At 69.0% G+C, this 22004-nt stretch carries 14 protein-coding genes; 3 read left to right on the forward strand and 11 right to left on the reverse strand.

Translation table 11 applies throughout. The annotated features are described in order from the left end of the window. Window positions 1-293: 293 nt before the first annotated feature. The 3 genes from LTI14_RS13315 to LTI14_RS02320 all read right to left on the reverse strand — a co-directional run bounded on the left by LTI14_RS13315 (window position 294) and on the right by LTI14_RS02320 (window position 8868). Window positions 294-1478, reverse strand: coding sequence for a DNA cytosine methyltransferase (locus LTI14_RS13315; RefSeq protein WP_446740368.1), 1185 nt, complete (start codon window positions 1476-1478; stop codon window positions 294-296). Between the two features lie 89 nt (window positions 1479-1567). Then, on the reverse strand, window positions 1568-5239 hold the full coding sequence (locus tag LTI14_RS02315; protein ID WP_241475701.1) for an ATP-dependent DNA helicase: 3672 nt from the start codon (window positions 5237-5239) through the stop codon (window positions 1568-1570). Continuing rightward, window positions 5236-8868 (reverse strand): ATP-dependent DNA helicase, encoded by a 3633-nt coding sequence (locus LTI14_RS02320; RefSeq protein WP_241475702.1) that lies wholly within the window; start codon window positions 8866-8868, stop codon window positions 5236-5238. Before LTI14_RS02320 ends, LTI14_RS02315 begins: the two co-directional genes overlap by 4 nt. Window positions 8869-8984: 116 nt before the next feature. On the opposite strand from LTI14_RS02320, the gene LTI14_RS02325 reads away from it, so the two are divergent. Together LTI14_RS02325 and LTI14_RS02330 are read left to right on the forward strand one after the other, a co-directional pair. Beyond that, window positions 8985-9770 (forward strand): 3'-5' exonuclease, encoded by a 786-nt coding sequence (locus LTI14_RS02325; protein WP_241463869.1) that lies wholly within the window; start codon window positions 8985-8987, stop codon window positions 9768-9770. A 164-nt stretch (window positions 9771-9934) separates the two neighbouring features. Further along, a complete protein-coding gene (locus tag LTI14_RS02330) occupies window positions 9935-10975 on the forward strand; it encodes a zinc-dependent alcohol dehydrogenase family protein (RefSeq protein WP_241463868.1) in 1041 nt (346 codons plus the stop codon). 75 nt (window positions 10976-11050) lie between these two features. Here the strand turns inward: LTI14_RS02330 and hemL are convergent, their stop codons facing one another. The 8 genes from hemL to hemE form a co-directional block, all read right to left on the reverse strand. Then, complete coding sequence (gene hemL, locus LTI14_RS02335) at window positions 11051-12358, reverse strand: glutamate-1-semialdehyde 2,1-aminomutase (protein ID WP_241475703.1); 1308 nt, start codon at window positions 12356-12358, stop codon at window positions 11051-11053. Window positions 12359-12375: 17 nt separating this feature from the next. Next, window positions 12376-13506 carry a porphobilinogen synthase gene (gene hemB / locus LTI14_RS02340; protein ID WP_241475704.1) on the reverse strand — a complete coding sequence of 377 codons (1131 nt, stop codon included), beginning with the start codon at window positions 13504-13506 and terminating at the stop codon, window positions 12376-12378. 108 nt (window positions 13507-13614) lie between these two features. After that, window positions 13615-14427, reverse strand: a complete 813-nt coding sequence (locus LTI14_RS02345; protein ID WP_241475705.1) for a uroporphyrinogen-III synthase — start codon at window positions 14425-14427, stop codon at window positions 13615-13617. A gap of 11 nt (window positions 14428-14438) precedes the next feature. Next, the gene (gene hemC / locus LTI14_RS02350; RefSeq protein WP_241463861.1) at window positions 14439-15458 is read right to left on the reverse strand and encodes a hydroxymethylbilane synthase; all 1020 of its coding nucleotides are present in this window, start codon (window positions 15456-15458) and stop codon (window positions 14439-14441) included. Beyond that, window positions 15459-16793: a ferrochelatase gene (locus tag LTI14_RS02355; RefSeq protein WP_446740369.1), complete on the reverse strand. Its 1335-nt coding sequence runs from the start codon at window positions 16791-16793 to the stop codon at window positions 15459-15461. Continuing rightward, complete coding sequence (gene hemQ / locus LTI14_RS02360) at window positions 16790-17512, reverse strand: hydrogen peroxide-dependent heme synthase (protein ID WP_241470164.1); 723 nt, start codon at window positions 17510-17512, stop codon at window positions 16790-16792. Before hemQ ends, LTI14_RS02355 begins: the two co-directional genes overlap by 4 nt. A gap of 107 nt (window positions 17513-17619) precedes the next feature. Then, window positions 17620-19209 (reverse strand): protoporphyrinogen/coproporphyrinogen oxidase, encoded by a 1590-nt coding sequence (locus LTI14_RS02365; protein ID WP_241475706.1) that lies wholly within the window; start codon window positions 19207-19209, stop codon window positions 17620-17622. An 11-nt stretch (window positions 19210-19220) separates the two neighbouring features. After that, a complete protein-coding gene (hemE, locus tag LTI14_RS02370; RefSeq protein ID WP_241463858.1) occupies window positions 19221-20441 on the reverse strand; it encodes a uroporphyrinogen decarboxylase in 1221 nt (406 codons plus the stop codon). 59 nt (window positions 20442-20500) lie between these two features. Between hemE and LTI14_RS02375 the strand changes: the two genes are divergently transcribed. Further along, the gene (locus tag LTI14_RS02375) at window positions 20501-21964 is read left to right on the forward strand and encodes a glutamyl-tRNA reductase (RefSeq protein ID WP_241475707.1); all 1464 of its coding nucleotides are present in this window, start codon (window positions 20501-20503) and stop codon (window positions 21962-21964) included. The last annotated feature ends 40 nt before the right edge of the window (window positions 21965-22004 follow it).

Genomic DNA, 22004 nt, shown 5'->3' on the forward strand with positions numbered 1-22004 from the left:
CTCAGCCTGGTGCACTAAGGCGCTCGACCGACAGTTGACCACTTCGACCAGAAATCTTAATTCCTCATGCTATTACTTCAATTACAGTAAGTTTTATAATTGGCTTATACTAGCAAAATATTTCTAAGTATTTTTGTTATATAACATTTATTAAACTTCACATTTTATATTTTTTATATGGCATATCTACGGTGACCTTGGATCGTAGACACCACTTTGGATTCTTGTCGCTACTTGCCATTTAAAATAATGGGCGCGGCTACGAAAGAGGAGGGCGCCGTCCTGGGCCAGGTCTACGCGACTCCCATAAGTGAGCTGTCGGGGACAGCCTTAGCCCGGGCGTTCGATACTCTCAGGTGATTCGCAACGCTTTCCATTACGACTCTTGCCAGCTCAACGGGCACTGCGTTTCCGATCTGGCGCATCACCTCTCCCCAGGAACCGTGAAGCGCATAACCGTCTGGGAATGTCTGCATTCGCGCCGCTTCCCGCACTGTGAAGTAACGAACGTTCCCGTCCGGGTATCGAATCATATTCTCACCGCCAGGTACACCATGACCTCCCGCTTTCAGTGCTTTGGATGGAGAGTCGATCGGGGAGCCCGTGTGACCAGGATAGGTGCGCGCACCAGGCTGGAGGACATGATCCATCCATCTCCTAGACCCAGCCGGATCCGGCTCAGGTAAGCCTTCGATGGCATCCCGAACGGTCAACCATGGCTTCAGCGTGGGGTCGCCACCTGCACGCAAAACGTTTTCGCGGTGACTCGAAGGAACTTGGTGCCTAGCCCAATAGTATCCGTTCACTTGTGTGGCCAAAAGTGCTGCTCCGGAATGTGTGGGTTGGGGAAACGTCCATTCTTGTTCTATATCGCTCCGGAATCCGATAAGAAAAACCCGATGTCTATGCTGCGGCACCCCATAGTCAGCCGCGTTGACGACCTTAGTGACTAAGTTGTACTGCAAGTCAGTTCCCGGTGCGGCGTGCGCTGCTTCTAACCGGCGCAGGTGCTCCGTCCAGGATTCACCGTCTGACGCGCGGAGCATAGGGTGCTGCAATCGTAATTGGATGTATTTGAAGTATTCGTGGAAAGTCGCGCGCGTGAGGCCACGAACGTTCTCTACAACGAACGCCCTGGGTTGCACTGCCGCGATCGCCTCCGTCATCGCTGGAAACATGTCACGGGGATCGTCTGCCGCGCGAGCACGCCCCCCTGTCGAGAACGGCTGGCAGGGAGGCCCCCCCGAAACGACATCAATGTCATTCTGCGCATACGCGGACCAGTCAACGGCACGAACGTCGCCGCGGATGACCTCGAGATTTCGGACCAAGCTGTAGTCTGCGCGGCGGTTTTGTTCGAGGCTGTCACAAGCCCATCGATCCCACTCAACTGCGGCGGTGTGTTGGATACCGGCCATAGAGGATCCTAAAAGGAGGCCTCCACCTCCCGCGAATAGTTCAATGCCGTTTAGGATCACGCAGGCACTCCTTCCTTGTAGCTAAGTGTCTCGACTTTACGTGATCCAGCGCGGGCGCATCGCGTCCACCGTGCCGCTATGGCCCTTCGTCAGCTACCAAACGCTCGTCTCGCGCCATGGACGTAATCTTCTAGTTCTTCTTTCTTGGGAAGCTGTGTCCCCGGCACGGTCACCCCGTGCTCCACGTAGAAGAACGACGCTCCGATCTGTTCCAGCGGCACACCATAGAGCCGGTGGAAAGCCAGCCGGTAGACCGCCAGCTGGATCTGCTTCTCGCGCAGGTCCTTGCCGGTGGGCACCATGCCGGTCTTCCAGTCCACCAGGTCCCAGCTGCACTGCTGCATCTGCGCATTCCGGTCCTCCGCTGACTTCAGCTCCCAGCGCTCAAAGTCGGCAGCGGTGAGATCCTGGCCGGCGTCGTCCTTGCCGAAGATGGCATCGATCCGGCCACGGACGACGACACCGTCCAGTGTCGTCTCCACCGGGATCTCAGCCGCGTACAGGCGTCGCTGCGCCCATTCGGTCTGGGTGAATCGCTCCTTGACCGTGGATAGGTCGAAGGCATCGTCCAGGTCCTCATCGCCGCGGTGCGGCTCCTCGATCCCGGGCAGTCGGCTGCGGGTCTCGTAGAACTCCTCGATCCATTCGTGCATCACGGTGCCGCGGCGTGCCGCCTGGGAGGGTTTCACGGGCACGGGACGCCGGGCGAACTCGGCCATGGACTCGGCGTTGCGGGCCATGCCCACCACGCTGGAGACGCTGATGTGCGCCGGGAAATGCGGCTTCCCGGTCCCGCGCTGCTGCTCACGCGCCCGGTCCACGACCCATTCGGCCTCCTGCTCCCACGGAGTCAGCGGCAGAGCCGCCGCACCAGCCTCGGCGGACGTCACGTCGGGCTGCGCGCGGTCGGTGATGGCGTGTTCCACCAGCTGGGCGGCCCGGGTCAGCGCAGCCCGGCGACCGGGCTGCGCCTTCGGTGACTCCACCGTGCTGATCTGAGGCAGCGTGGTCTGTTCACCCTCTGTCACCTGTCGCCGGTAGCGGCCGATCGGCAGCGGAGCCAGCGGGTCATAGGGCCACTGGGCCCCGAAGAGGTCGTTGCCCACAGGGTTGTCCTTCATATCGACCACCTCTGCCCACTCCAACGCCGCCGAGGCGTCGCCGAAGCCATCGGCCACCTGGCGGATCTCCTCGATGAACTCTGAGGGCTCCTTGCCGGCAGAGGTGCCATAGAAGCAGGCGCCGGTGCACAGCAGCAGCTTCTTTGCTCGCGTCACCGCGACATACGCCAGTCGCCGTTCTTCTTCTCGGCTGAAGTCCTTCACGTCCTCGGTGAAGACCCTGTTGTCTTCGGTGAACTGCTTCCAGCCGCCCACCCCGGCCGACACCGCCCAGGAGCGCAGATCAGGCTGTTCGGACTCCCACTGCGGGATGCTGCGGCGATCTCCGCGCAGCCGGGCCGGGAGCATGCCGTTGCTGCCGGTCCACCGGTCGGCCTTAGCGCTGGGGAATTTGTCCTCGCGCAGCCCGGCGACGGCGACCACGTCCCATTCGAGTCCCTTGGACGCGTGGATGGTCATCAGCTGGATCGCTCCGGGGGTCGGTTCGACGTCGGCCTGCTCCAGACCGCGTTCCTTCTCCTCGGCGGCGTCCAGCCAGTCCAGGAAGCTGCGCAGGTCCGGGGTGGTCTCGGTGGCTGCGTAGCTTTCGGCCTGATCGATCAGCGCGTCGAGCTGACGGGCGGCGTAGTGCTGCTCCTCCCAGGGGCGGGCCGCGACTTCGATGTCGAGACCGGTGTCGCTGACGATACGTTGGATCAGCACGCCGAGGTCCAGCGTGGCCCACTGGCGCACCCGCCGGATCTGCTCCTTGGCCAGCAGCAGCCGGCGGTGCCCTTCGGCGGACAGACCGAGCTGCTCAGCGTGCTCTGGGGAGTCCTTGAGCCGTTCCAACGCTTCGACCAGGGAGGCGCGTTCGTCCATCTCGAGTTCGGTGGACTCGTACCGGTCCTCGGCGTCGGTGACCCCCTCCCCCGACGCGGCGCTGCCCTCGGGCTGTTCGGAGATGGGGGCGCGCAGCCGCAGGCCCTCGAGGTCGCGGGCGGAGCGCTGCAGCTGAAGCAGGTCACGGGGCCCGATCCGGTAGCGGGCGCCGGCGAGGATCCGGATCAGCGCATCGGAGCGGCCGGGGTCGGCGATGACCCGCAGATAGGCGAGCACCTCGGCCACCTCGGAGGTGCTCAGCAGCCCGGAGAGTCCAACCAGCTCGTAGTCCAGTCCTGCGAGGCGCAGCTGTTCGGCGATGGTCTCTAGCTGGGCTCGGGTCCGGGCCAGCACCGCGCAGCTCGGAGCCTTGTCTTGCGGGTCTCGCGGAGGGTCGGGCTGCAATGCGGCGCGGAGCTCTTCGGTGATCGCCTGGGATTCCTCGATGTCTGAGGTGTACCAGCCGTAGCGCACCGTGGCGGTGTGGGCGCCGTCGGGTGGACTCAGTGGTTTGAGCTGCCCGCGCAGGTGCGCATTGTGCGCCCGCCACGGCTTGTCGAGGGAGTCTGCGGCGTCCGGGGCGAAGGGAGTCACCAGCCGGTTCGCGACGTCGAGGATTCGCTCGCCATTGCGCCAGGCGATGGTGAGCTGCAGCAGCGCTGCGGGCCGACGCTGGCCCGAATCGGGGTCCACCGCGGGGAAGGACTGGGGGAAGTCGAAGAGCTGCCCGGCAGAGGCGCCGCGGAACCCGTAGATGGACTGATTGGGGTCCCCGACGGCGGTGACCGCGTGGCCCATCCCGCCGCCGGAGCCGCCGGCGCCGTAGAGGCTGCTGAAGAGCGCGAGCTGCGCATAGGAGGTGTCCTGGAACTCATCCAGCAGCACCACCTTGTACTTCTCCCGTTCGGCCTCCCCTGCGCTGGGGACGTCCTGGGCGATCTGGGCGGCGAAGCGCAGCAGGTCCCCGTAGTCCATGAGGCCTTCGGTGAGCTTCTTCTCCTGGTAGCGGCGGGCTAGCTCGGCCATCTCGCGGCGCACCCGCAGCGCGCGGACGAGTGCGGTCTGATCCTTGCTCAGTGCCGCGCCGGCCTCCTGCCAGGCATTCACTCGGGCCAGTTCGACGTCGATGTGGGCCTCCACCGCCTCCGGGGTCTGCAGGTGTTCGGCGCAGTCTCCGGCCAGGCGCATCACGTATCCGGCGAGGTTGCCTGCCGACTGTTCGGCCTCCACGAGCACCTCGGCGCGGTCATAGGCGCTGACCAGCCGGTGCACCAGTTGCCAGGCCTTGGCCTCCCCGATGAGCTGGGTCTCCGGTTCCAGGCCGATCTGCAGACCGTATTCGGTCACCAGGGTGTTCGCGTAGGAGTGATAAGTGGAGACCGCCGGGGCCAGCAGCTCGGAGATGTCGGCGTGTTCCACGGTGTCGGAGACCTCCACGGGGACCACATCGGCCGGGGAGATCAGCTCCGCCTCCAGCAGCTGCTCGAGCTTCCGGGTGATCCGTTCGCGCAGCTCTCCGGCGGCCTTCTTGGTGAAGGTCACGCCGAGGATCTGGTCCGGGCGCACGATCCCGTTGGCGACCAGCCAGACCACCCGGTCCGCCATCGTGGCGGTCTTGCCCGATCCGGCGCCGGCGACGACGAGCATCGGGTCCAGCCCGGATTCGATGACGGCCTGCTGTTCGGCGGTGGGGTAGTGCCGGTCCTCGGCGGGGGTGTCGCGCTGCAGGGCGTCGGCAATGTCGCGGGCGCTGTAACGCATGGTCTCCAGGGTCATCATGGCTGGGTCACCTGTTTCGTGTTCTCGCAGAGCGGGCAGAGCGAGCCGACCAGGCAGCGCTGTTGATTCGGTGCGTGGTAGGCGGAGAAGACTCGACCGCTCATCACCTGGGCGGCCTGGGTGAGCTGTTCCAGCGGCCAGGTGTCCTCGGCATGGATTGCTTCCTGCTGTTGAAGGTTCGACGCCTGGGCTGATGTGCCCACCTGGAGCAGCGCTGCGCCGCCTCCGGGTGAGGTCACAGAAGCTTCACCTGTGTCCTTAATCTCGGCGAGAGCCTGGTCCACGGCTCCCAATGCCACCAGCAACTGATAGGACCCGAGCTGTCCGTGAGTGGGGATCTCGGCTTTGGTCGGCTGGCGTTTACCGGTCTTGAGGTCGATGACGAAGAGCTCACCGGCCTCGGTGCGTTCCACGCGGTCGATCACGCCGCGGATCAGCACGGATCGGGTCTGCGCCGGACCCCCGGGTTCCTCCGGCGGCAGCGGGATCTCCAGGCTAGCTTCGACCTGCAGTTCGCGGGCGATGACCTGGCGGCCCTGACCCTGGACGTGGCCGAAGTAGCCGGCGAGCTTCTTGAGCATCACGCGGGCACGGGAGCGGTCCTTCTCGGTCTCCCATCCCTCCTCGCGTCCCAGGCTGTCCCAGCGTGCGTCGAGCTCGGCAGTCAGCACCTCGCGGTCGGTCTCGGCCGGGTGGTGCTCGGCGATCTCGTGGATCAGGGAGCCGAGCATCCGGCTGAAATCGGTGACCTCGACACCTCCGGCGGCGCCGGTGAACCACTGCAGCGGCGCATCGATGGCGCTCTGCACCGAGGACGGGGAGACCCGGACGATGTCCTCGGGCTCCAGCAGCGGCGCGGTGGTGCTGAGCTCGGGCAGGCCCCACCAGGTGTTCGGCTCGGCGCCGATGAGTCCGCCCTCGGCGAGGACCGCGAGCGCCCGGGCCGCTGCCCGGCGCTGAGTCTCAGTGGTCTCATCGATGCTGGGCTCGGTGAGAAGGGCGGCATCGTCACTGTGTTTGGGGGAATCCGCGGGGTCGTCGTCGAGCTCGGCCTGGATGCTGATCTCCAGGTGCCGGCGCAGCTCGGCGATCAGCCGGTGGGCGGTGATCGGGCGAGGGATGGCGCCGCTGCGGGCTTCGCGCTCCCCTGGAGGCACCACGAGGTCCAGGAGCATTGAGGGGCTCTCCTCCTGGGCGTGCACGGCCACCGCGTAGAGACGGTTCTTGGCTCGGGAGACGGCAGAGGCGAAGAGCCGGTACTCGTCCTGGAGCACGTTCATCCGTTTGACCAGCAGCGACTGGGCGGAGGCGTCGGCGCGACCTTCGACGACGTCCACCAGGTGACCGCTGCCCAGCAGCTGTCCGCGTGGGTTGAGGTTCGGCCAGGCCCCTTCCTGGAGCCCGGTCAGGATGACGGTGTCAAACTCCCGACCTGCCGCGCTGGCCGGGGTCAGGACTTCGATCGCCGCATCGACGGCGGAGGTCTTGGCCAGGGTGTCCATGGGGAGCTCGAGGCGTTCGATGTGGTCCACGAACGCGATCGCGGAGGCCCCGGGGTTCTGGTCGGAGAAACGTTCGGCAGCCTGGAAGAGCGCCATGACCGCATCGAGATCATGGTCGGCGCGGCGTCCCTCGGCGCTGGACCAGCGGGTCAGCCCGGCCCAGTGGCGGCTGACGTCGGCGGCGTTCCAGATCTCCCAGAGCAGCTCCTCGGGTCCGCTGGAGGGCCCGGCGGCGGCGTGCCCGGCGGCGAGCATGGCGGCCACCCGCTCCAGTCCGCGGGTCAGGTGTTGGAAGCGCGACTGAGCGCGGACCGCCTCAAAGACCGGGTCGGCCGCATTGTTCGCGGCGGCGACAAGCAGCTCGTCGGAGCTGCGCGGTTCGGCGGGGTCTGCGTCTGCACGCAGCCGGCGGCGCTCCTGGCTGCGCAGCACCTGGCGCAGGCTGCGCAGCGTCATCGAATCGGTCTCGCCATAGCGGCTGGTCAGCAGTGCGAGCACCTCGGGCAGCGCGACGGTGTCCGTCGGAACGGGCAGCGGGTCGGGAGCCTGCTCCGGATCTTGCGCAGGACTGGACTGGACGGTGACCAGGCGCAGCACCCGCAGCAGCGGGGCCACCGCGGACTCCTGGTTGAGGATGACATCGCTCATGGATTGGCGCACCGGGACGCCCTGGGTCTGGAACATCCGCACCAGCCGTTTCAGCAGCGCGCCGTTGCGCGCGATGACGGCGATCTGATCGAAGGGCACCCCATGTCGGTGGTGCCGGTCCAGGACCTCCTGCAGGACGAACTGCTCGGCCAGGTAGTCCCCAGGCACGATCTCCACCGCGCAGGATCCGGCGTCCGCCGGCGCGGGTGCGGGCTGTTCCGTCAGCGGCTGGTCGAGCGTCGGCTGTCCATTGGAGGTTTCCGCAGCGGAGGCCTGTGCAGCAGCACCCTGCGCCGCGTCGGCCCGTTCAGCGGTGGTCTCGCTGAGCAGCTGCAGCCAGCGCTGGCGAGGCTGTGGGGGTCCGGCCGGGGCGATCCGGCGCAGGGCGCGGGCGTAGGCCCGGCCCACCTCGGGGGTGATCCGGTGATTGCCCTCGAGCACCATGACGCTGGGCTCGACCCCTGGCAGACCGCCGTGGGGATCTTGGGTCATCGCCCCGGAGATGCTGCGCCGGACGATGCCCTCGATCTCGGCGTCGGTCTCGGGATTCAGGCTCAACACGCTCTGCGCGGTGACCCGGCGCGGGGCCACGGTCCAGCTGCGCAGCTTGTCCGGCCGTGCGCCGCGAAAGCCCTGGACCGCGGTCTCGGGGCTGGCGAAGGCGAGCACGTCGGCGCCGGCGCCGATCAGACGCAGCAGCCGATACACCGAGGGGGTGGCCTCCTGCAGATCATCGACGATGATGCGGCGCAGTCGCTCTCGTTCGGTCGCGAGGAACTCGGGGTTCTCCTCGAGCAGGTTGCAGGCCTCGTTGATCAATCCCGCGGGGTCGAACGCGTCGGCGTTGGCCCCGGCGTCGAGATCCTCACGGTAGCGCTGGTAGAGCTCCGCGGCGGCCGCCCACTCCGGGCGCCGGCACTGCTCGGCCAGGCCGCGAAGCTGATCGGGAGACACCCCGTACTCGGCGGCGCGGTCGAAGAGCTCACGGATCTCCTTGCGGAAACCATCGGTGCCGGCGGCCTCCTCCAACGAGGTCGGCCAGCTGATCGGCGGCAGACCGCTGGAGGGATCCACGGCCAACAGCTCACGGATGATGCTGTCCTGCTCGGCTCCGGAGAGCAGCCGGGGCCGACGCGCGGTGAAGCTGAGGATCTCCCGGCGCCGAGCCTCTCCGAGCAGCCAGAAGGCGTAGGACGCGAAGGATCGGGAGGGCTGCTCCGAGATCGACCCACCCCGGGAACTGGCGTCCCGGGCGGCCCAGGCAGCTTCGACCTGGTCGCGCAGCACCGCAGAGGTGGCGCGGGTGGGTGAGAGCAGCAGCAGCCGGGAGGAGTCCTGTCCGGATTCGAGATGACGCAGCGCAAGCTCCGCCGCCAGCGTCGACTTGCCGCTGCCGGGACCACCGAAACTCAGGATCGGCCCATGTCCGGGGCGTTCGGCGGCGGCGAGCACCTGATGCTGGGACTGATCGAACTCCATGGGGATCATTCAATCAGAGCCCCCGGACATGACACGGCGCAACCCAGCGCGACCACGCACCGGCGGCGCAGGGTGATGTCCGCGGTCATGTCCCACCGGCGCGCTACCGTAGTGCCATGGCCGAGACCCCCACCCTCTTCGAGATCACTCCCAGCAGCGAGTCCTGGCACACCCGCCGCCGGGTCGGCTTCGACCTGGAGACCACCTCCCGAGATCCACGTGTAGCGCGGATCGTCTCCGCGGCGCTGGTGATCTTCGACGACGCAGAGGTCAGCGCCGACACGGCAGCCGGCAGCGGCGCTGAAGCCGGTGCGGTCGAGCCCGCCGGTCCGGGCGCGCAGCGCGTGCGCACTCGGGAATGGCTGGTGGATCCCGGGGTGGAGATCCCCGCCGAGACCACCGCCATCCACGGCATCTCCACCGAATACGCCCAGGCCAACGGGCAGCCGGCGGCTGAGGCGGTCGCCCAGATCACCACCGCGCTGGCGCAGGAGTTCGCCGCCGGCAGCGCCGTGGTGGTGATGAACGCTCCCTATGACTTCACTGTCTTGCAGCAGGAGGCGCTGCGCCATGGGGTGGAGTTCACCGAGCCGGTCGGGGTCATCGACCCGCTGGTGATCGACAAGCAGGTGGACAAGTACCGTCGCGGAAAACGCACGCTGAGCCAGATGTGCCTGCACTATGAGGTCGAGCTCGACGCCGCCCACTCGGCGACCCCGGACGCCTGGGCCGCGGTAGAGGTGGCCTGCGCGCAGGCGCAGCGCTTCCCGCAGCTGCAGATCCCGGCGCCCGAGCTGCACCGGCTCCAGGCCGGATGGAAGGTCGGGCAGTCGGCGGACCTGCAGGAGTATCTGCGCCGCACCCGTCCCGACGCCGTGGTCAGTCCGGCATGGCCGGTGTGAACGCCGAGGCGACCCCCTCCGACGTCACCGATGATGTTGTGGAGGGCGGACCTTCCTGACTCGAAGGGTGGAACGACCGGCGAAAGACTGTAGCGTTCCACCCGTCAGTGCCCAAACGGTGCAGGCACGTGACGGTGCCGGGCGCACAGGTAAGATCCATCCTCATGCGCGCAATGGTGATGGATGAGATCGCAGGGCCCCTGGACGTCCGGGACGTGCCCGACCCCGCCCCACCCGCAGGCGGGGTCGTCGTGGAGGTCCATGCGACCGGCCTGTGTGGCAGCGACTGGCATGCCTGGGCCGGACACGAGAAGCTCACCCTCCCCCATGTGCCCGGTCATGAGCTCGCCGGGGTCATCTCCGCGGTGGACCCTGGGGTGCGGAACTGGCACGTGGGCGACCGCGTGACGGTGCCCTTCGTGTGCGGCTGCGGGGCCTGCGACTGGTGCCGCTCCGGCAACGCCCAGGTGTGTCCCGATCAGCAGCAGCCCGGCTTCACCCACGCAGGCTCCTTTGCCGAACACGTCGCTCTCCACGCCGCCGACACGAACCTGGTGGCCATCCCCGAGGGTGTCTCCTTCGAGGCCGCGGCCGCGCTGGGCTGCCGGTTCGCCACCGCCTACCGGGCGCTGACCGCCCGAGCCGGTGTGCGCGCCGGGGAATGGGTCACCGTGGTGGGCGCCGGAGGTGTGGGGCTGAGCGCGGTGATGATCGCCAAGGCGATCGGCGCCCAGGTGATCGCGGTGGACCGCAGCCCCGAGGCCTTGCAGGCGGCCCGGGACCTTGGCGCCGATCATGGGATCCTCGCCGACGGGCGCGATGTCCCGGCAGCGGTTCGCGAGATCACCGGTGAGGGCAGCGATATATCCGTGGACGCGGTCGGCAGCGAACAGACCTGCGCGGCGGCGATCCTGAGCCTGCGCCGCCGCGGCCGCCACGTCCAGATCGGCCTGCTGCCCACCGAGACCGGACTCTCCGCGGTCCCGATGGCCCGCGCCATCGCCTGGGAGCTCGACCTGCTGGGAAGCCACGGCATGGCCGCGACCGACTACCCCGGGATGCTGGCCCTGATCGCTGAGGGCACGCTGCGCCCGCAGGACCTCATCGAACGCGTGGTCGGGCTCGAGGAGGCGGCCACCCTGCTGCCCGCGATGCAGCGGTCCGCGACCCCGGGGATGACGATGATCAACCCCAGGCTCGCGTGATCAACGCTGGCCGCCGAGGGTCAAGGCTGACGTCGCACCCGTGACCCTCGGCCCTTGAACCTCAAGGCTGACCCCTCAGGGCTTGGCCTGCGCGGCGGCCTTCGCGGCGGAAGGCAGCGCATCCAGGATGCGGCCGATGGAGGCGTCGTCGTGGGCTGAGGACAGGAACCACGCCTCGAACACGCTCGGCGGCAGGTAGACCCCGGCGTCGAGCATCGCGTGGAAGAACGGTCCGTAGCGGAAGGTCTCCTGGGCCTGGGCGTGGGCGTAGTTGTGCACCCCGGTGGCGGAGGTGCCGAAGGCCACCGAGAACAGCGAGCCGACCTTCTGCAGGGAGTGGTCCACCCCGGCGTCGTGCAGCGCAGCCGTGAGTGCGTCGGCCACGACCTGCGCCTTGGAATCCACGTGCGCGTAGACCCCGGCGGTGGCGTGCTCCAGGGTGGCCACCCCCGCGGCCATCGCGACAGGATTCCCCGACAGCGTGCCGGCGTGATACACCGGTCCGGTGGGCGCCAGGTGTTCCATGATCTCGCGGCGCCCGGCCAGCGCGGCGGTGGGCAGCCCGCCGCCGATGACCTTGCCGAAGGTGAACAGGTCCGGCTCCCAGCCTTCGACCCGTCCGGAGGCTCCCCAGTAGCCGGCCTCGGTGATCCGGAATCCGGTCATCACCTCGTCGAAGATCATCAGCGCGCCGTGGCGCTCGGTGATCTCGCGGATGAACGCGTTGAAGCCCTCTTCAGGGACCACCACGCCCATGTTGGCGGGGGTGGCCTCGGTGATCACCGCGGCGATGCGCTCGCCATGTTCGGCGAAGACCGCCTCGAGTCCGGCGCGGTCGTTGTACTCCACCACGATGGTCTCCGAGGCCTGCGCCTCGGTGACCCCCGCGGATCCGGGCAGCCCGAGCGTGGCGACCCCGGAGCCGGCCGCGGCGAGCAGCCCGTCGGAGTGCCCGTGATAGCAACCGGCGAACTTCACCACGATGTTGCGACCGGTGACCCCGCGGGCCAGCCGGATCGCGGTCATGGTGGCTTCGGTGCCGGTGGAGACCATCCGGATCATCTGCGCCCCGGGGACCCGGCCGCGGACCAGTTCGGCGAGCCGCGCCTCGGAGGGGTGGGAGGTGCCGAAGCCGAGTCCGGCGTCCACCGCGGCGTGCACGGCGGCGATCACCGCAGGATGCCTGTGCCCCAGCAGCGCCGGTCCCCAGGACCCGACGAGGTCCACGTACTCGGTGCCCTCGGCGTCGCGCAGGTAGGGCCCGTCGGCGGAGACCATGAACGCAGGGGTCCCTCCCACCGAGCCGAAGGCGCGGACCGGGGAGTTCACTCCCCCGGGCATGAGCTCGCGGGCTGTGTCGAAGAGTTCCTGGTTCGTGGTCATCGCGGAGGAGGGTCCTTTCAGCTGACCGGCGGGAAGCCGGCGTCAGTGCGGGGTTGGTCGGCAGGGCGGGTCGAGGCTGTGGGCCGACGCGGCTCGATCGGCGGGTGCGCGGGCGCGCTCGGCGGCGTCTGCGCACTGGACGCCGAGGCACTCCCGCGTGACCCGGCCAGCTCCTCGCGCAGCCATCCGGCCACCTCGGCGGCGTAGTAGGTCAGCACGTTGGTGGCGCCCGCGCGGCGGATCGCGATCAGCGATTCGGTGACCACGGTGCGCCGGTTGATCCAGCCATTGGCGGCGGCGGCCTCGATCATCGCGTACTCCCCGGAGACCTGGTAGGCCGAGACCGGGACGTCGCTGATCGCGGCGGTGTCGGAGAGGATGTCGAGGTAGGCGCTGGCAGGCTTGACCATCACCATGTCCGCGCCTTCGGCGAGATCCAGCTCGACCTCGCGCAGCGCCTCGGTGCGGTTCGGGGCGTCCATCTGGTACTGCTTGCGGTCACCCTTCAGCTGGGAGTCCACGGCCTCGCGGAACGGGCCGTAGAAGCCGGAGGCGTATTTCGCGGCGTAGGCGAGGATCGGCACGTGCTGGTGTCCGGCCTCGTCCAGGGCCTGGCGGATCACCGCGACCTGGCCGTCCATCATGCCCGAGGGTGCGACGACGTCGGCGCCCGCCTCGGCCTGGGCCACGCCCATCTCGGCGTAGACCTCCAGGGTGGCGTCGTTGTCCACCTCGCCGGCCTCGTCGACGAGCCCGCAGTGCCCGTGATCGGTGAACTCGTCCAGGCACAGGTCGCTCATCACGACCAGGTCCTCGCCGACCCGGTCCTTCACAGCGCGGATGGAGCGGTTGAGGATGCCTTGCGGGTCCAGGCCGGCGCTGCCCTGGGCGTCGCGGGTGGTGGGGATGCCGAAGAGCATGATCCCGGCCAGGCCGAGGTCGCGGGCCTCTTCGGCGGCGGTGAGCAGGGAGGCTTCGGTGTGCTGCACCACTCCGGGCATGGAGCTGATCGGCACCGGTTCGGTGAGGCCCTCGCGGACGAAGACCGGCAGGATCAGGTCGGCCGGGTGCAGCCGGGTCTCGGCCACCATCCGGCGCATGGCGGGGCTGCGGCGCAGCCGGCGGGGGCGCTGTTCGGGGAAACTCACGTTCGACTCCTGGTGATCAGGGGGATGACGGTCGGTGCGCTCGGGCTGGCGGCGCGTCACTGCGCAGCCGGTCCAGCTCAAGCGTGTCGCCGCCGGTCAGTCTAGTTCTCAGCGACCCAGGGCGGCCATCACAGCGTCGGCGCTCGGCTCAGAGAGAACACTGGCGGCGGGGATGCCGCGGCGAGAGAGGGTCCTGGCGGTGGGCCGGCCGATGGCCAGCAGCCGGACCCGCTCCGGGACCCCGAGGTCCGCGAGTCCGTCGGCGGCCGAGGAGCTGGTGACCAGCAGAACCGTGGGGTCCACGTGGGTCAGCCGGTCGCGGCGCAGGTCCGCGGCGAGCTGATCGAGGTCCAGGAGGTCTTCGCGGGCGGGCTGCGGGAGCAGCCGCCGGTCCGAGTCGCCGGGCGCGAGCGTTCCGTCGACCACCAGGCAGTCGGTCTCATAGGCGCTGACCTGGGTGACCTGCCAGCCGATGGCGCTGAGACCGTCGCGCAGCTGGGACCGGGCCTGGGCCGACTGCGGCAGCAGCAGCTCCGTGTTCGCACCCGGGGCCGGCTCGGGGATCTCCTGGATCATCCCGGCCGCACTCTTCTCCGCCTCAGGCATCCATGGGGAGGTGATGCCGGTCAGCGTGCGCAGCACCCGGGCAGTGCCCGGGCCGACGACGCCGACGCGTCCCTGTGCCGGAACGGTGCCGTCCCAACCCAGCTTGACCAGGGCCCGGACGGTGTTGGCGCTGGTGAACAGCACCCACGCGAAGTCGCCGTGTGAGAGCCGCTCGAGCGCCGTCGTCAGCTCGGTGGTGTCGGCGGGCAGTCGCTGTTCGGTGACCGGCAGGAACTGGACCTGCAGTCCGGCGGCGCGCAGCCCTGCCTCCAGCGGGCCCGCCTGTGCGGGGTCTCGGGTCAGGGCGATGCGCATGGTGCCAGCTTCTAGGAATCCACGACGTGCTGCAACAGCCCGAAGTCCTCGGCGAGCAGCTGCTCGGCGACATGAGTGCCGAGCTGGATCGCCCGGTCCACCGAAACCCGGCGATCAGCCCCGGCCTCGATCGAGATCTCGGCCCCGGCGCGCTGCACCTTGGTGCCGTCGGGCGCGCAGATCACCGAATCCAGCCGCAGTGTGGCGCCGCCGTCGGGATTGTCGTCATAGCGGGCGAGCCCGCCGATCGGCGCCGAGCAGCCGGCGTTGAGCTTCGCCAGCAGTCCCCGTTCGGCGGAGGTCTCCAGCCGGGCCGGGATGTCGTCATAGAGCGCCAGCGCCATGCCGAGCGGCGCCGTGGGCTCGGCATCCTCGGCGCGGACCTCAACGGCCAGGGCTCCCTGTCCGGGGGCGGGGAGCATGACCTCGGTGGGGATCAGCTCGGCGATGTGGTGCTCCAGGCCGAGCCGCTTCAGCCCCGCCCCGGCAAGCACGACGGCGTCCAGGTCACCCCGGGCGGCATTCGGTGCCTGCGGTGAGGCCTCGGCCGCAGACCCATGGCCGCGGACCCGGGCCAGCCGGGTGCCGACGTTGCCGCGGATGTCCACGATCTCCAGATCAGGTCGGGCGGCGCGCAGCTGTGCGGCCCGGCGCGGGGAGCCGGTGCCGACCTTCGCGCCCTGCGGCAGCTGGGCCAGCGGGACGTCATCGGCGGAGCACAGCGCATCGCGCACGTCTTCGCGAGAAGGCACCGAGGCGATCGCAAGCCCCTCGAGATCCTTGGCCGGCAGGTCCTTGAGCGAATGCACGGCCACATCACAGGTCTTGTCGAACAGCGCCTGGCGCAGCGCGGAGGCGAACACTCCGGTGCCGCCCATCTGCGCGAGCGGCCCGGTGAGGATGTCACCCTCGGTCTTGACCGTGATGAGCTCATATCCGGCGTCGGCGTGGGAGGCGAGCGCCTCGGCCGCCGTCGTCGTCTGGGTCAGTGCGAGCTTGCTGCCGCGGGTGCCTACGGTGAAGGTGGGCATCTAGCTCCTTGCGACATCTTTGCGGAAGCGGGTGCAGTTGCAGGGACCACAGATGCCGGACCACTTGCCGGGCACGACCTGCTCGCCGAAGCCGACGGGCTCACCGTTGACGCCCTGGAGGTACTCGCTGAGCACGTCGACCAGTCCGGAGACGAACTTCTCCTGGATGCCAGGGGTCGCGGCGCGGTGGTAGGCCAGGCCGAGCTCCGCGGCGGTGTCCTTGGCCTCGGTGTCGAGGTCCCAGAGCACCTCCATGTGATCGGAGACGAAGCCGATGGGCATCACCACCACACCGGCGACGCCGGCCTCGGCGTCTTCGGTGATGGCGTCGTTGATGTCGGGCTCCAGCCACGGGGTCTTCGGGCTGCCGGATCGGGACTGGAAGGTCAGTGAGTGCTCCAGGCCCTCGGCCTCTTCGACGCTGGCCATGAGGTGGCGCGCGACGGCGAGGTGCTCGGCCGAGTAGACGTCGGTGCCGTATTCCTCGATCACCCGGTCCGGGCCCATGGCCTCGGCGTTGCGGCTGGGGATGGAGTGGGTGACGAAGACGATCTTCGGCTTCGCCTCGGCCTTGCCGGCCTGCTCGAGCTGCGCCCGGACATCGGCGATGCCGGCGGCCAGGGCGTCCTTGAACGGGTCGATGAACGCCTTGTCCATGAAGAACTGACGAACCTTCACCACGCTCATCTCCTCGCGCAGCCCGGTCTCATCCAGGGTGAGTGAGAAGTCCTCGCGGTACTGCCCGCAGGAGGAGTAGCCGTTGTACGCGGAGGTGACCAGCGCCAGGATCCGACGGTGTCCGGCCGCGTGCATCTCGCGGAAGGTCTCGGTGAAGAAGGGGTTCCAGTTGCGGTTGCCCCAGTAGATCGGGATGTTCAGCTGCCGGGCGGCGACCTCGGCCTCCAGCGCCCCCTTGAGGTCCCGGTTCTGCTGGTTGATCGGGCTGATCCCGCCGTTGGCGCGGTAGTGCGTGGCGACCTCTTCGAGCCGCTCATCCGGGATGCCGCGACCTCGGGTGACGTTGCGCAGGAATGGGAGCACGTCATCCTGACCTTCGGGGCCGCCGAAGGAGGCGAGCAGGATCGCGTCATAGTTGCCCGGCTGGTCCTTGGTGGAACCCTCGGCATAGTCCACCGGAAGCGGAGCCGGCGCCTCGGCGGCGTCGGGGCTGGTCTCGGTGCCTGGGGTGGGCGTGGCCTGGGAGGAGTCCGCCACTGCCGAGGCGGCCTGCGCCTCGGTGGGGTGATCGGAGGTCTCGGTCGGGTGCGCCGGTCCGGCATTCCCGGCTGATCCGGCGTTCTCGGCCGATTCGGTGTTGTCGGGGGTGATCGTCACAGCAGAACCTCAGCGATCTCCGACGCGGCCTTCAGGCGGCGTCCGGTGTAGAAGGGAATCTCATCGCGTACGTGATAGCGGGTCTCGGACTCGCGCAGCTTGCGCATCATGTCGACCAGATCGGTGAGCTTCGGCGCCTCCAGCGCGAGCAGCCACTCCCAGTCGTTCAGCGCGAAGGCCGAGGTGGTGTTGGCCAGCACCGAGGGGAACTCCTGGCCGAGCATTCCGTGCTCGCGCAGCATCTTCCCGCGCTTGGCCGGGTCCAGCAGGTACCAGTCATAGGAGCGGTTGAACGGGTAGATGACCAGCCAGTCCTCCGGCGGCACCCCGAGGGCATAGGCCGGGACGTGGCTGCGGGCGAACTCGGCGGTGCGGTGCACGCCCATGGCGGAGAACGCGATCCGGGTCTGCGAGAACATCGCGGTGCGGCGGATGCGGCGCACCGCGGCCTGCAGGTCCTCGGCTGAGGGGCCGGTGACCCAGGTGAGGATGTCGGCCTCGTCGCGCATGGCGGAGACGTCGTAGGTGCCGCGGAAGCTGACCTCCTGCTCGGCGAACGCTCCGGCAAGCTGGTCGAACTCGACCTCCACGTCGGCGCCCTGCGGAGCGGGTCCGGTCCGCGCGAAGACGGTGTAGAGGGTGAACCAGTCTTTGCCCGAGGTGTTGACCTCTTCGGGCGTGCGCTGGGCGTTGCTGCCGTAGCTCACAGATGCCTCCATCAGCATTGATCGTCCGTGCGGGACCTCAGGTGACGATGTCCCGCATCCAGCTTATCGCCCGGACTTCCACGGTTTTCTACATGACGTCGAAAAAAGTGACGGACGGCTCAGGAGCGGACGCTGAGGATCGCTGCGGCCGCCGCGCGGGCGTCGGGCACCACCCGGGCCAGTCCGGTGCCGGCGAACCAGGCGCCGATCATGTGGAGCCCCGGCTGCTCCCCCGCTGCCGCCCCGCCGGAGGCATCAGCCAGCCGCTCGCGCAGCGCGGCGATCCGTTCGGCGTGCCCGGCGGAGCTCTGCGGAAGCGCCTTGCGCCAGCGGATCACGCTGGCCTCGAGGATCTGCTCGGGTTCGATCGGCAGCCCGAAGAGCGCACCGACGTCGACGGCGGCGGCCTGCAGCAGCGCCTCGTCGCTGGACTCAGCGCCGAGCGCGTCCTGGTGGGTCTGCCCCACCCGTCCATAGGAGAGGCGCACCACGTGGTGACCGGGTCCGTGGGCGTGGGTGACGGCGGTGTCCGCCCATTCCCATTTGGAGCTGATGTGCGTCATCGCCTTGGCGGCGATGTCCCTCACCTGCGGCGCCACCAGCACCCCGGTGCCGCGCGGGTGGTCGTCGAGCTCGGGGGCGTCGAGGATCATCGAGACCAGGGCGACGCCGCGGCCCGGGTCCGGCGCGCCGGCGGCCTGAGTGCCGTCATCTGGACCTCCGGCCGGGGTCAGTCCGGTCAGGTCCAGTCCGCTCAGGTCGACCACTGAAGAGATCAGCTGCACAGCGGCAGGGGCGTCCAGGGCGAGGATCACGTGGTCCGGTCGTGCCCCTCCACTCGCTGCAGTCCCGGCGGCCAGGGCGGCCAGGTCGGTGACCTCCGTGTTGAGCCGGATCTCCGCGCCGAGCTGGAGCAGCTGCGCCTCGAGCGCGCCGACGAGGCGGTTGAGTCCCCCGTGCAGCGAGTTCACCGCCGAGCCGGGAGGGGCCTTGGACTTCACCAGCGCCACCGCGCGGGCCAGCGAGCCCTCGCGCAGCATTGCCTCGAAGAGTCCGGGGGCGGCGTTGTTCATGTCCAGGTCGTCGGGGTCAGCCGAATGCACTCCCGACACGATCGGGGTGACCAGCCGATCCAGCGCGGCCTGGCCCATCCGGTCCCGGACCACCTCGCCGAGGGTGATCTGCCCGGCCCGAGCCTCATGGGCCTCGGCCCAGTTCTCCATGGAAGCAGTGAGATCCTCGGCGGCGCGGCGAGCTTCGGCCTCTCCGAGGATGGCCACCACGTCCGGGGACAGCGGATCGGCCGGGATTCCGAGGATTCCGGTGGCCGGCAGCGGAGCGGCAAGATCAGGCAGCTGCAGCCATGCCGCGGAATGCTGCGGGGCGACCACCTGCTCGTCCAGGCCGAGCTCCTTGAGCAGCCGGGGCACCACGGGTGAGCGGGTCGCGAAGGCCTCAGCTCCGGCGTCGTAGGCGACGCCCCCCATGACGTGGGCGCCGATCGCCCCGCCCAGCCGGTCACCGGCCTCGAAGATCTCCACCGTGGCGCCGGCGCGGGCCAGATCCCAGGCGGCGATCAGCCCGGCGATGCCCCCGCCGACCACGGCGACATGGGGCGGCGAGGCCGGGGCGCTCGACCGTTCGCTCACCGGGGCGCTGACCTGTGCGTTGACGGGTTCACTCAACGAAGCGTTGATCTGGGCGTTCATTCAGGCGGAGCTCAGTCCTCGTAGCCGATCTCGTGGATCAGGCTGACCACGCGGGTGAGCACCTCCGGGTCGGTCTCCGGGGGCACCCCGTGACCCAGGTTGAGCACGTGCCCGGCGGCGCCGGAGCCGGCCGCGATGATCGCGCGCACGTGCTTCTCCAGCACGGGCCAGTCGGCGGGCAGCAGCGCCGGGTCGATGTTGCCCTGCAGCGGCGTCTCCGCACCCACCCGACGGGTGGCCTCGGCGAGGTTCAGCCGGTAGTCGACTCCGACGACGTCGGCGCCGGCCACGCGCAGCAGGTCCAGGATCTCCCCGGTGCCGGTGCCAAAGTGGATCAGCGGGGCGGTGACCCGGTGACCCGCAGGCGTGGTGCCGCCGAGGTCCTGGACATGGGTGAAGGCTTCGGCGGAGTGGCTCAGCACGTGGCGGGCATAGTCCTCGCGGCCCAGTGATCCGGCCCAGGAGTCGAAGAGCTGCGCGGCGGAGGCGCCGGCCATCAGCTGGGCGCGCATGAACCGGCCGGAGACCTCTGCGGCCCAGGCGGCGAGGGCGTTCCAGGTGTCGGGGTCAGCGTGCATCATGGTGCGCGGTCCCAGGTGGTCCCGGGAGGGCTTGCCCTCCACCATGTAGGCGGCCAGGGTGAACGGGGCACCGGCGAAGCCGATCAGCGGGGTGGAGCCGAGCTCGGCCACGGTGCGCCTCACGGCCTCGGTGATCGGCGCGAAGGCGGCGTCGTCGAGCGTGGGCAGCGCCTCGACGTCGGCGCGGGTGCGCACCGGGGAGCCCAGCACCGGGCCCACACCGGGCTGGATCTCGACGTCGATCCCGGCCAGGCGCAGCGGGATGACGATGTCGGAGAAGAAGATCGCGGCGTCGACGTCGTGCCGACGCACCGGCTGCAGCGTGATCTCCGAGGCCAGCGCGGGGTCCAGGCAGCTGTCCAGCATCGTGGTGCCCTCGCGCAGCGCCCGGTATTCGGGCAGCGAACGGCCGGCCTGCCGCATGAACCACACCGGGCGGCGGTGCGGACGTGTGATCTCCCCCGCACTGTTACGCCCGCCGCGATACTGATTCAGCAGAGCGGAGTCGGCGGTGAGCCCGGTGAGCAGCGGGTGGTCCTGCGGCAGCTGCGCGGTGGAACCCTGAGAACGAACGGCCGCCCGCGGGATCGCGGTGACGGAGCCGGTGGCCGGGGAGGACGCGGCCATGCCGGCGAAAGATCCAGAAGTCATATGCCACATTCTCCACTTTTCCGCGCCACACTTCGACCCGCTGTAGAATCAATGACGTCGTGGTACTTATTTCACTCGTTGCCACCCACTCGGAGCTGGACCTCGAGACGGTGGGCACTCTCAGCTCAGGAGCGGCCAAACTGGCCGGTTCCGTACACATGCCTGCCGTGACGCTGGCGACGTGCAACCGCATGGAGATCTACGCCGAGTCCACAGGCGGCTCCCATGATGACGTGCAGACGACCCGCGAACAGCTGCTCGACGCTGTCGCAGAGACCTCCGGCCTGGACCGCGAGCTGGTCGGCCGCTCGTTCCGCACCCTGGTGGAGGACGACGCCGTCTCTCACCTCTTCGAGGTCGGCGCCGGTCTGGACTCCGCCGTGATCGGGGAGCGCGAGATCGCCGGCCAGGTGCGCAAATCCCTGGCCGACGCCCAGCACGCCGGGACCATCTCCGGAAGCCTCACCAAGCTCTTCGAGACCGCGTCGCGGACCGCCAAGGATGTCGGCACCCGCACCGCGCTGGGCTCCCGCGGACGTTCCATCGTCTCGGTGGCCCTGGACATCGCCGGGGACATGCGCGGCGACGGCTCCACGTTCTACCCCGGCGCCAAGATCGTGCTGATCGGCACCGGCGCCTACTCCGGGACATCGCTGGCCCAGCTGGTCGAGCGCGGGGTCACCGACATCGGGGTCTTCTCCGGCTCCGGCCGCGCCGAGGACTTCGTGGCCGAGCGTGTCGGCGGCGCCCGGGCGCTGCAGATGCAGGAACTGCCCGGGGCCTTCCGCAACGCCGATGTGATCATCGGCTGCTCCGGCGGCAACCGGCGGATCACCGCCAAAGAGGTCGAGAACCTGGCCGGACTCTCCGGAGACACCCGGCGGGAGAAGCCGCTGACCGTCATCGATCTCGCACTGTCCCATGACTTCGATCCCGATGTCGCCGAGCTCGACGGAGTGGACCTGATCACCCTGGAATCGGTGAAGATGGCCGCCCCCGGGGAGACCGAGGACTCGGTTCAGGAGGCGCGCGACGTCGTGCGCTCGGCGGTGAACCAGTACCTCACCGAGCGTCGCGAACGCACCGCCGACGACGCCATCGTGGCGCTGCGCCGGCACACCCAGTCGCTGCTGGACGAAGAGATGGACAGAGTCCGCAAGCAGCACGGCTGCACCGGAGCCACCGAAGAGGTGGAGTTCGCGGTGCGCCGGATCGTGCGCAAGATGCTGCACGCACCCACCGTGCGAGCCCGCGAGATGGCCGCCGAGGGGCGCACCGAAGACTATGTGCGCGCGCTCCAGGACCTACACGGCATCGAGGTCACGGTCCGCCAGGAGACCACGCGCGCCACCCCGGCGAAGCGCCGCCGGGCCGAGGACTTCTCCGCCGCGGAGCTCGCCCAGATGGCCAGCTACCTCACGAAGGTCCCCGTCGGCGGGTTCTGCCAGCACCATCGCCCCGGCGAGTTCGAGATCGAACGCATCGACGCCGTGCGCCACATCCACATCCGCCGCGCCAGCTGAGCCACCTCTCCCCCGAGGCGAAGCTTGACCTCGCTGAGGA

The sequence above is a fragment of the Nesterenkonia sp. YGD6 genome (assembly GCF_022565895.1).
In the GTDB taxonomy this organism is placed as follows: Bacteria; Actinomycetota; Actinomycetes; order Actinomycetales; family Micrococcaceae; genus Nesterenkonia.

What these genes read in the sequence shown, in the direction of transcription:
- hemE (WP_241463858.1), bottom strand. Translation starts at nt 20,441, where the DNA reads ATGACTTCTGGATCTTTCGCCGGCATGGCCGCGTCCTCCCCGGCCACC.
- hemC (WP_241463861.1), bottom strand. Translation starts at nt 15,458, where the DNA reads ATGCCCACCTTCACCGTAGGCACCCGCGGCAGCAAGCTCGCACTGACC.
- LTI14_RS02325 (WP_241463869.1), top strand. Translation starts at nt 8,985, where the DNA reads ATGGCCGAGACCCCCACCCTCTTCGAGATCACTCCCAGCAGCGAGTCC.
- LTI14_RS02365 (WP_241475706.1), bottom strand. Translation starts at nt 19,209, where the DNA reads ATGAACGCCCAGATCAACGCTTCGTTGAGTGAACCCGTCAACGCACAG.
- LTI14_RS02330 (WP_241463868.1), top strand. Translation starts at nt 9,935, where the DNA reads ATGCGCGCAATGGTGATGGATGAGATCGCAGGGCCCCTGGACGTCCGG.
- LTI14_RS02345 (WP_241475705.1), bottom strand. Translation starts at nt 14,427, where the DNA reads ATGCGCATCGCCCTGACCCGAGACCCCGCACAGGCGGGCCCGCTGGAG.
- LTI14_RS02315 (WP_241475701.1), bottom strand. Translation starts at nt 5,239, where the DNA reads ATGATGACCCTGGAGACCATGCGTTACAGCGCCCGCGACATTGCCGAC.
- hemQ (WP_241470164.1), bottom strand. Translation starts at nt 17,512, where the DNA reads ATGGAGGCATCTGTGAGCTACGGCAGCAACGCCCAGCGCACGCCCGAA.
- hemL (WP_241475703.1), bottom strand. Translation starts at nt 12,358, where the DNA reads ATGACCACGAACCAGGAACTCTTCGACACAGCCCGCGAGCTCATGCCC.
- LTI14_RS02320 (WP_241475702.1), bottom strand. Translation starts at nt 8,868, where the DNA reads ATGGAGTTCGATCAGTCCCAGCATCAGGTGCTCGCCGCCGCCGAACGC.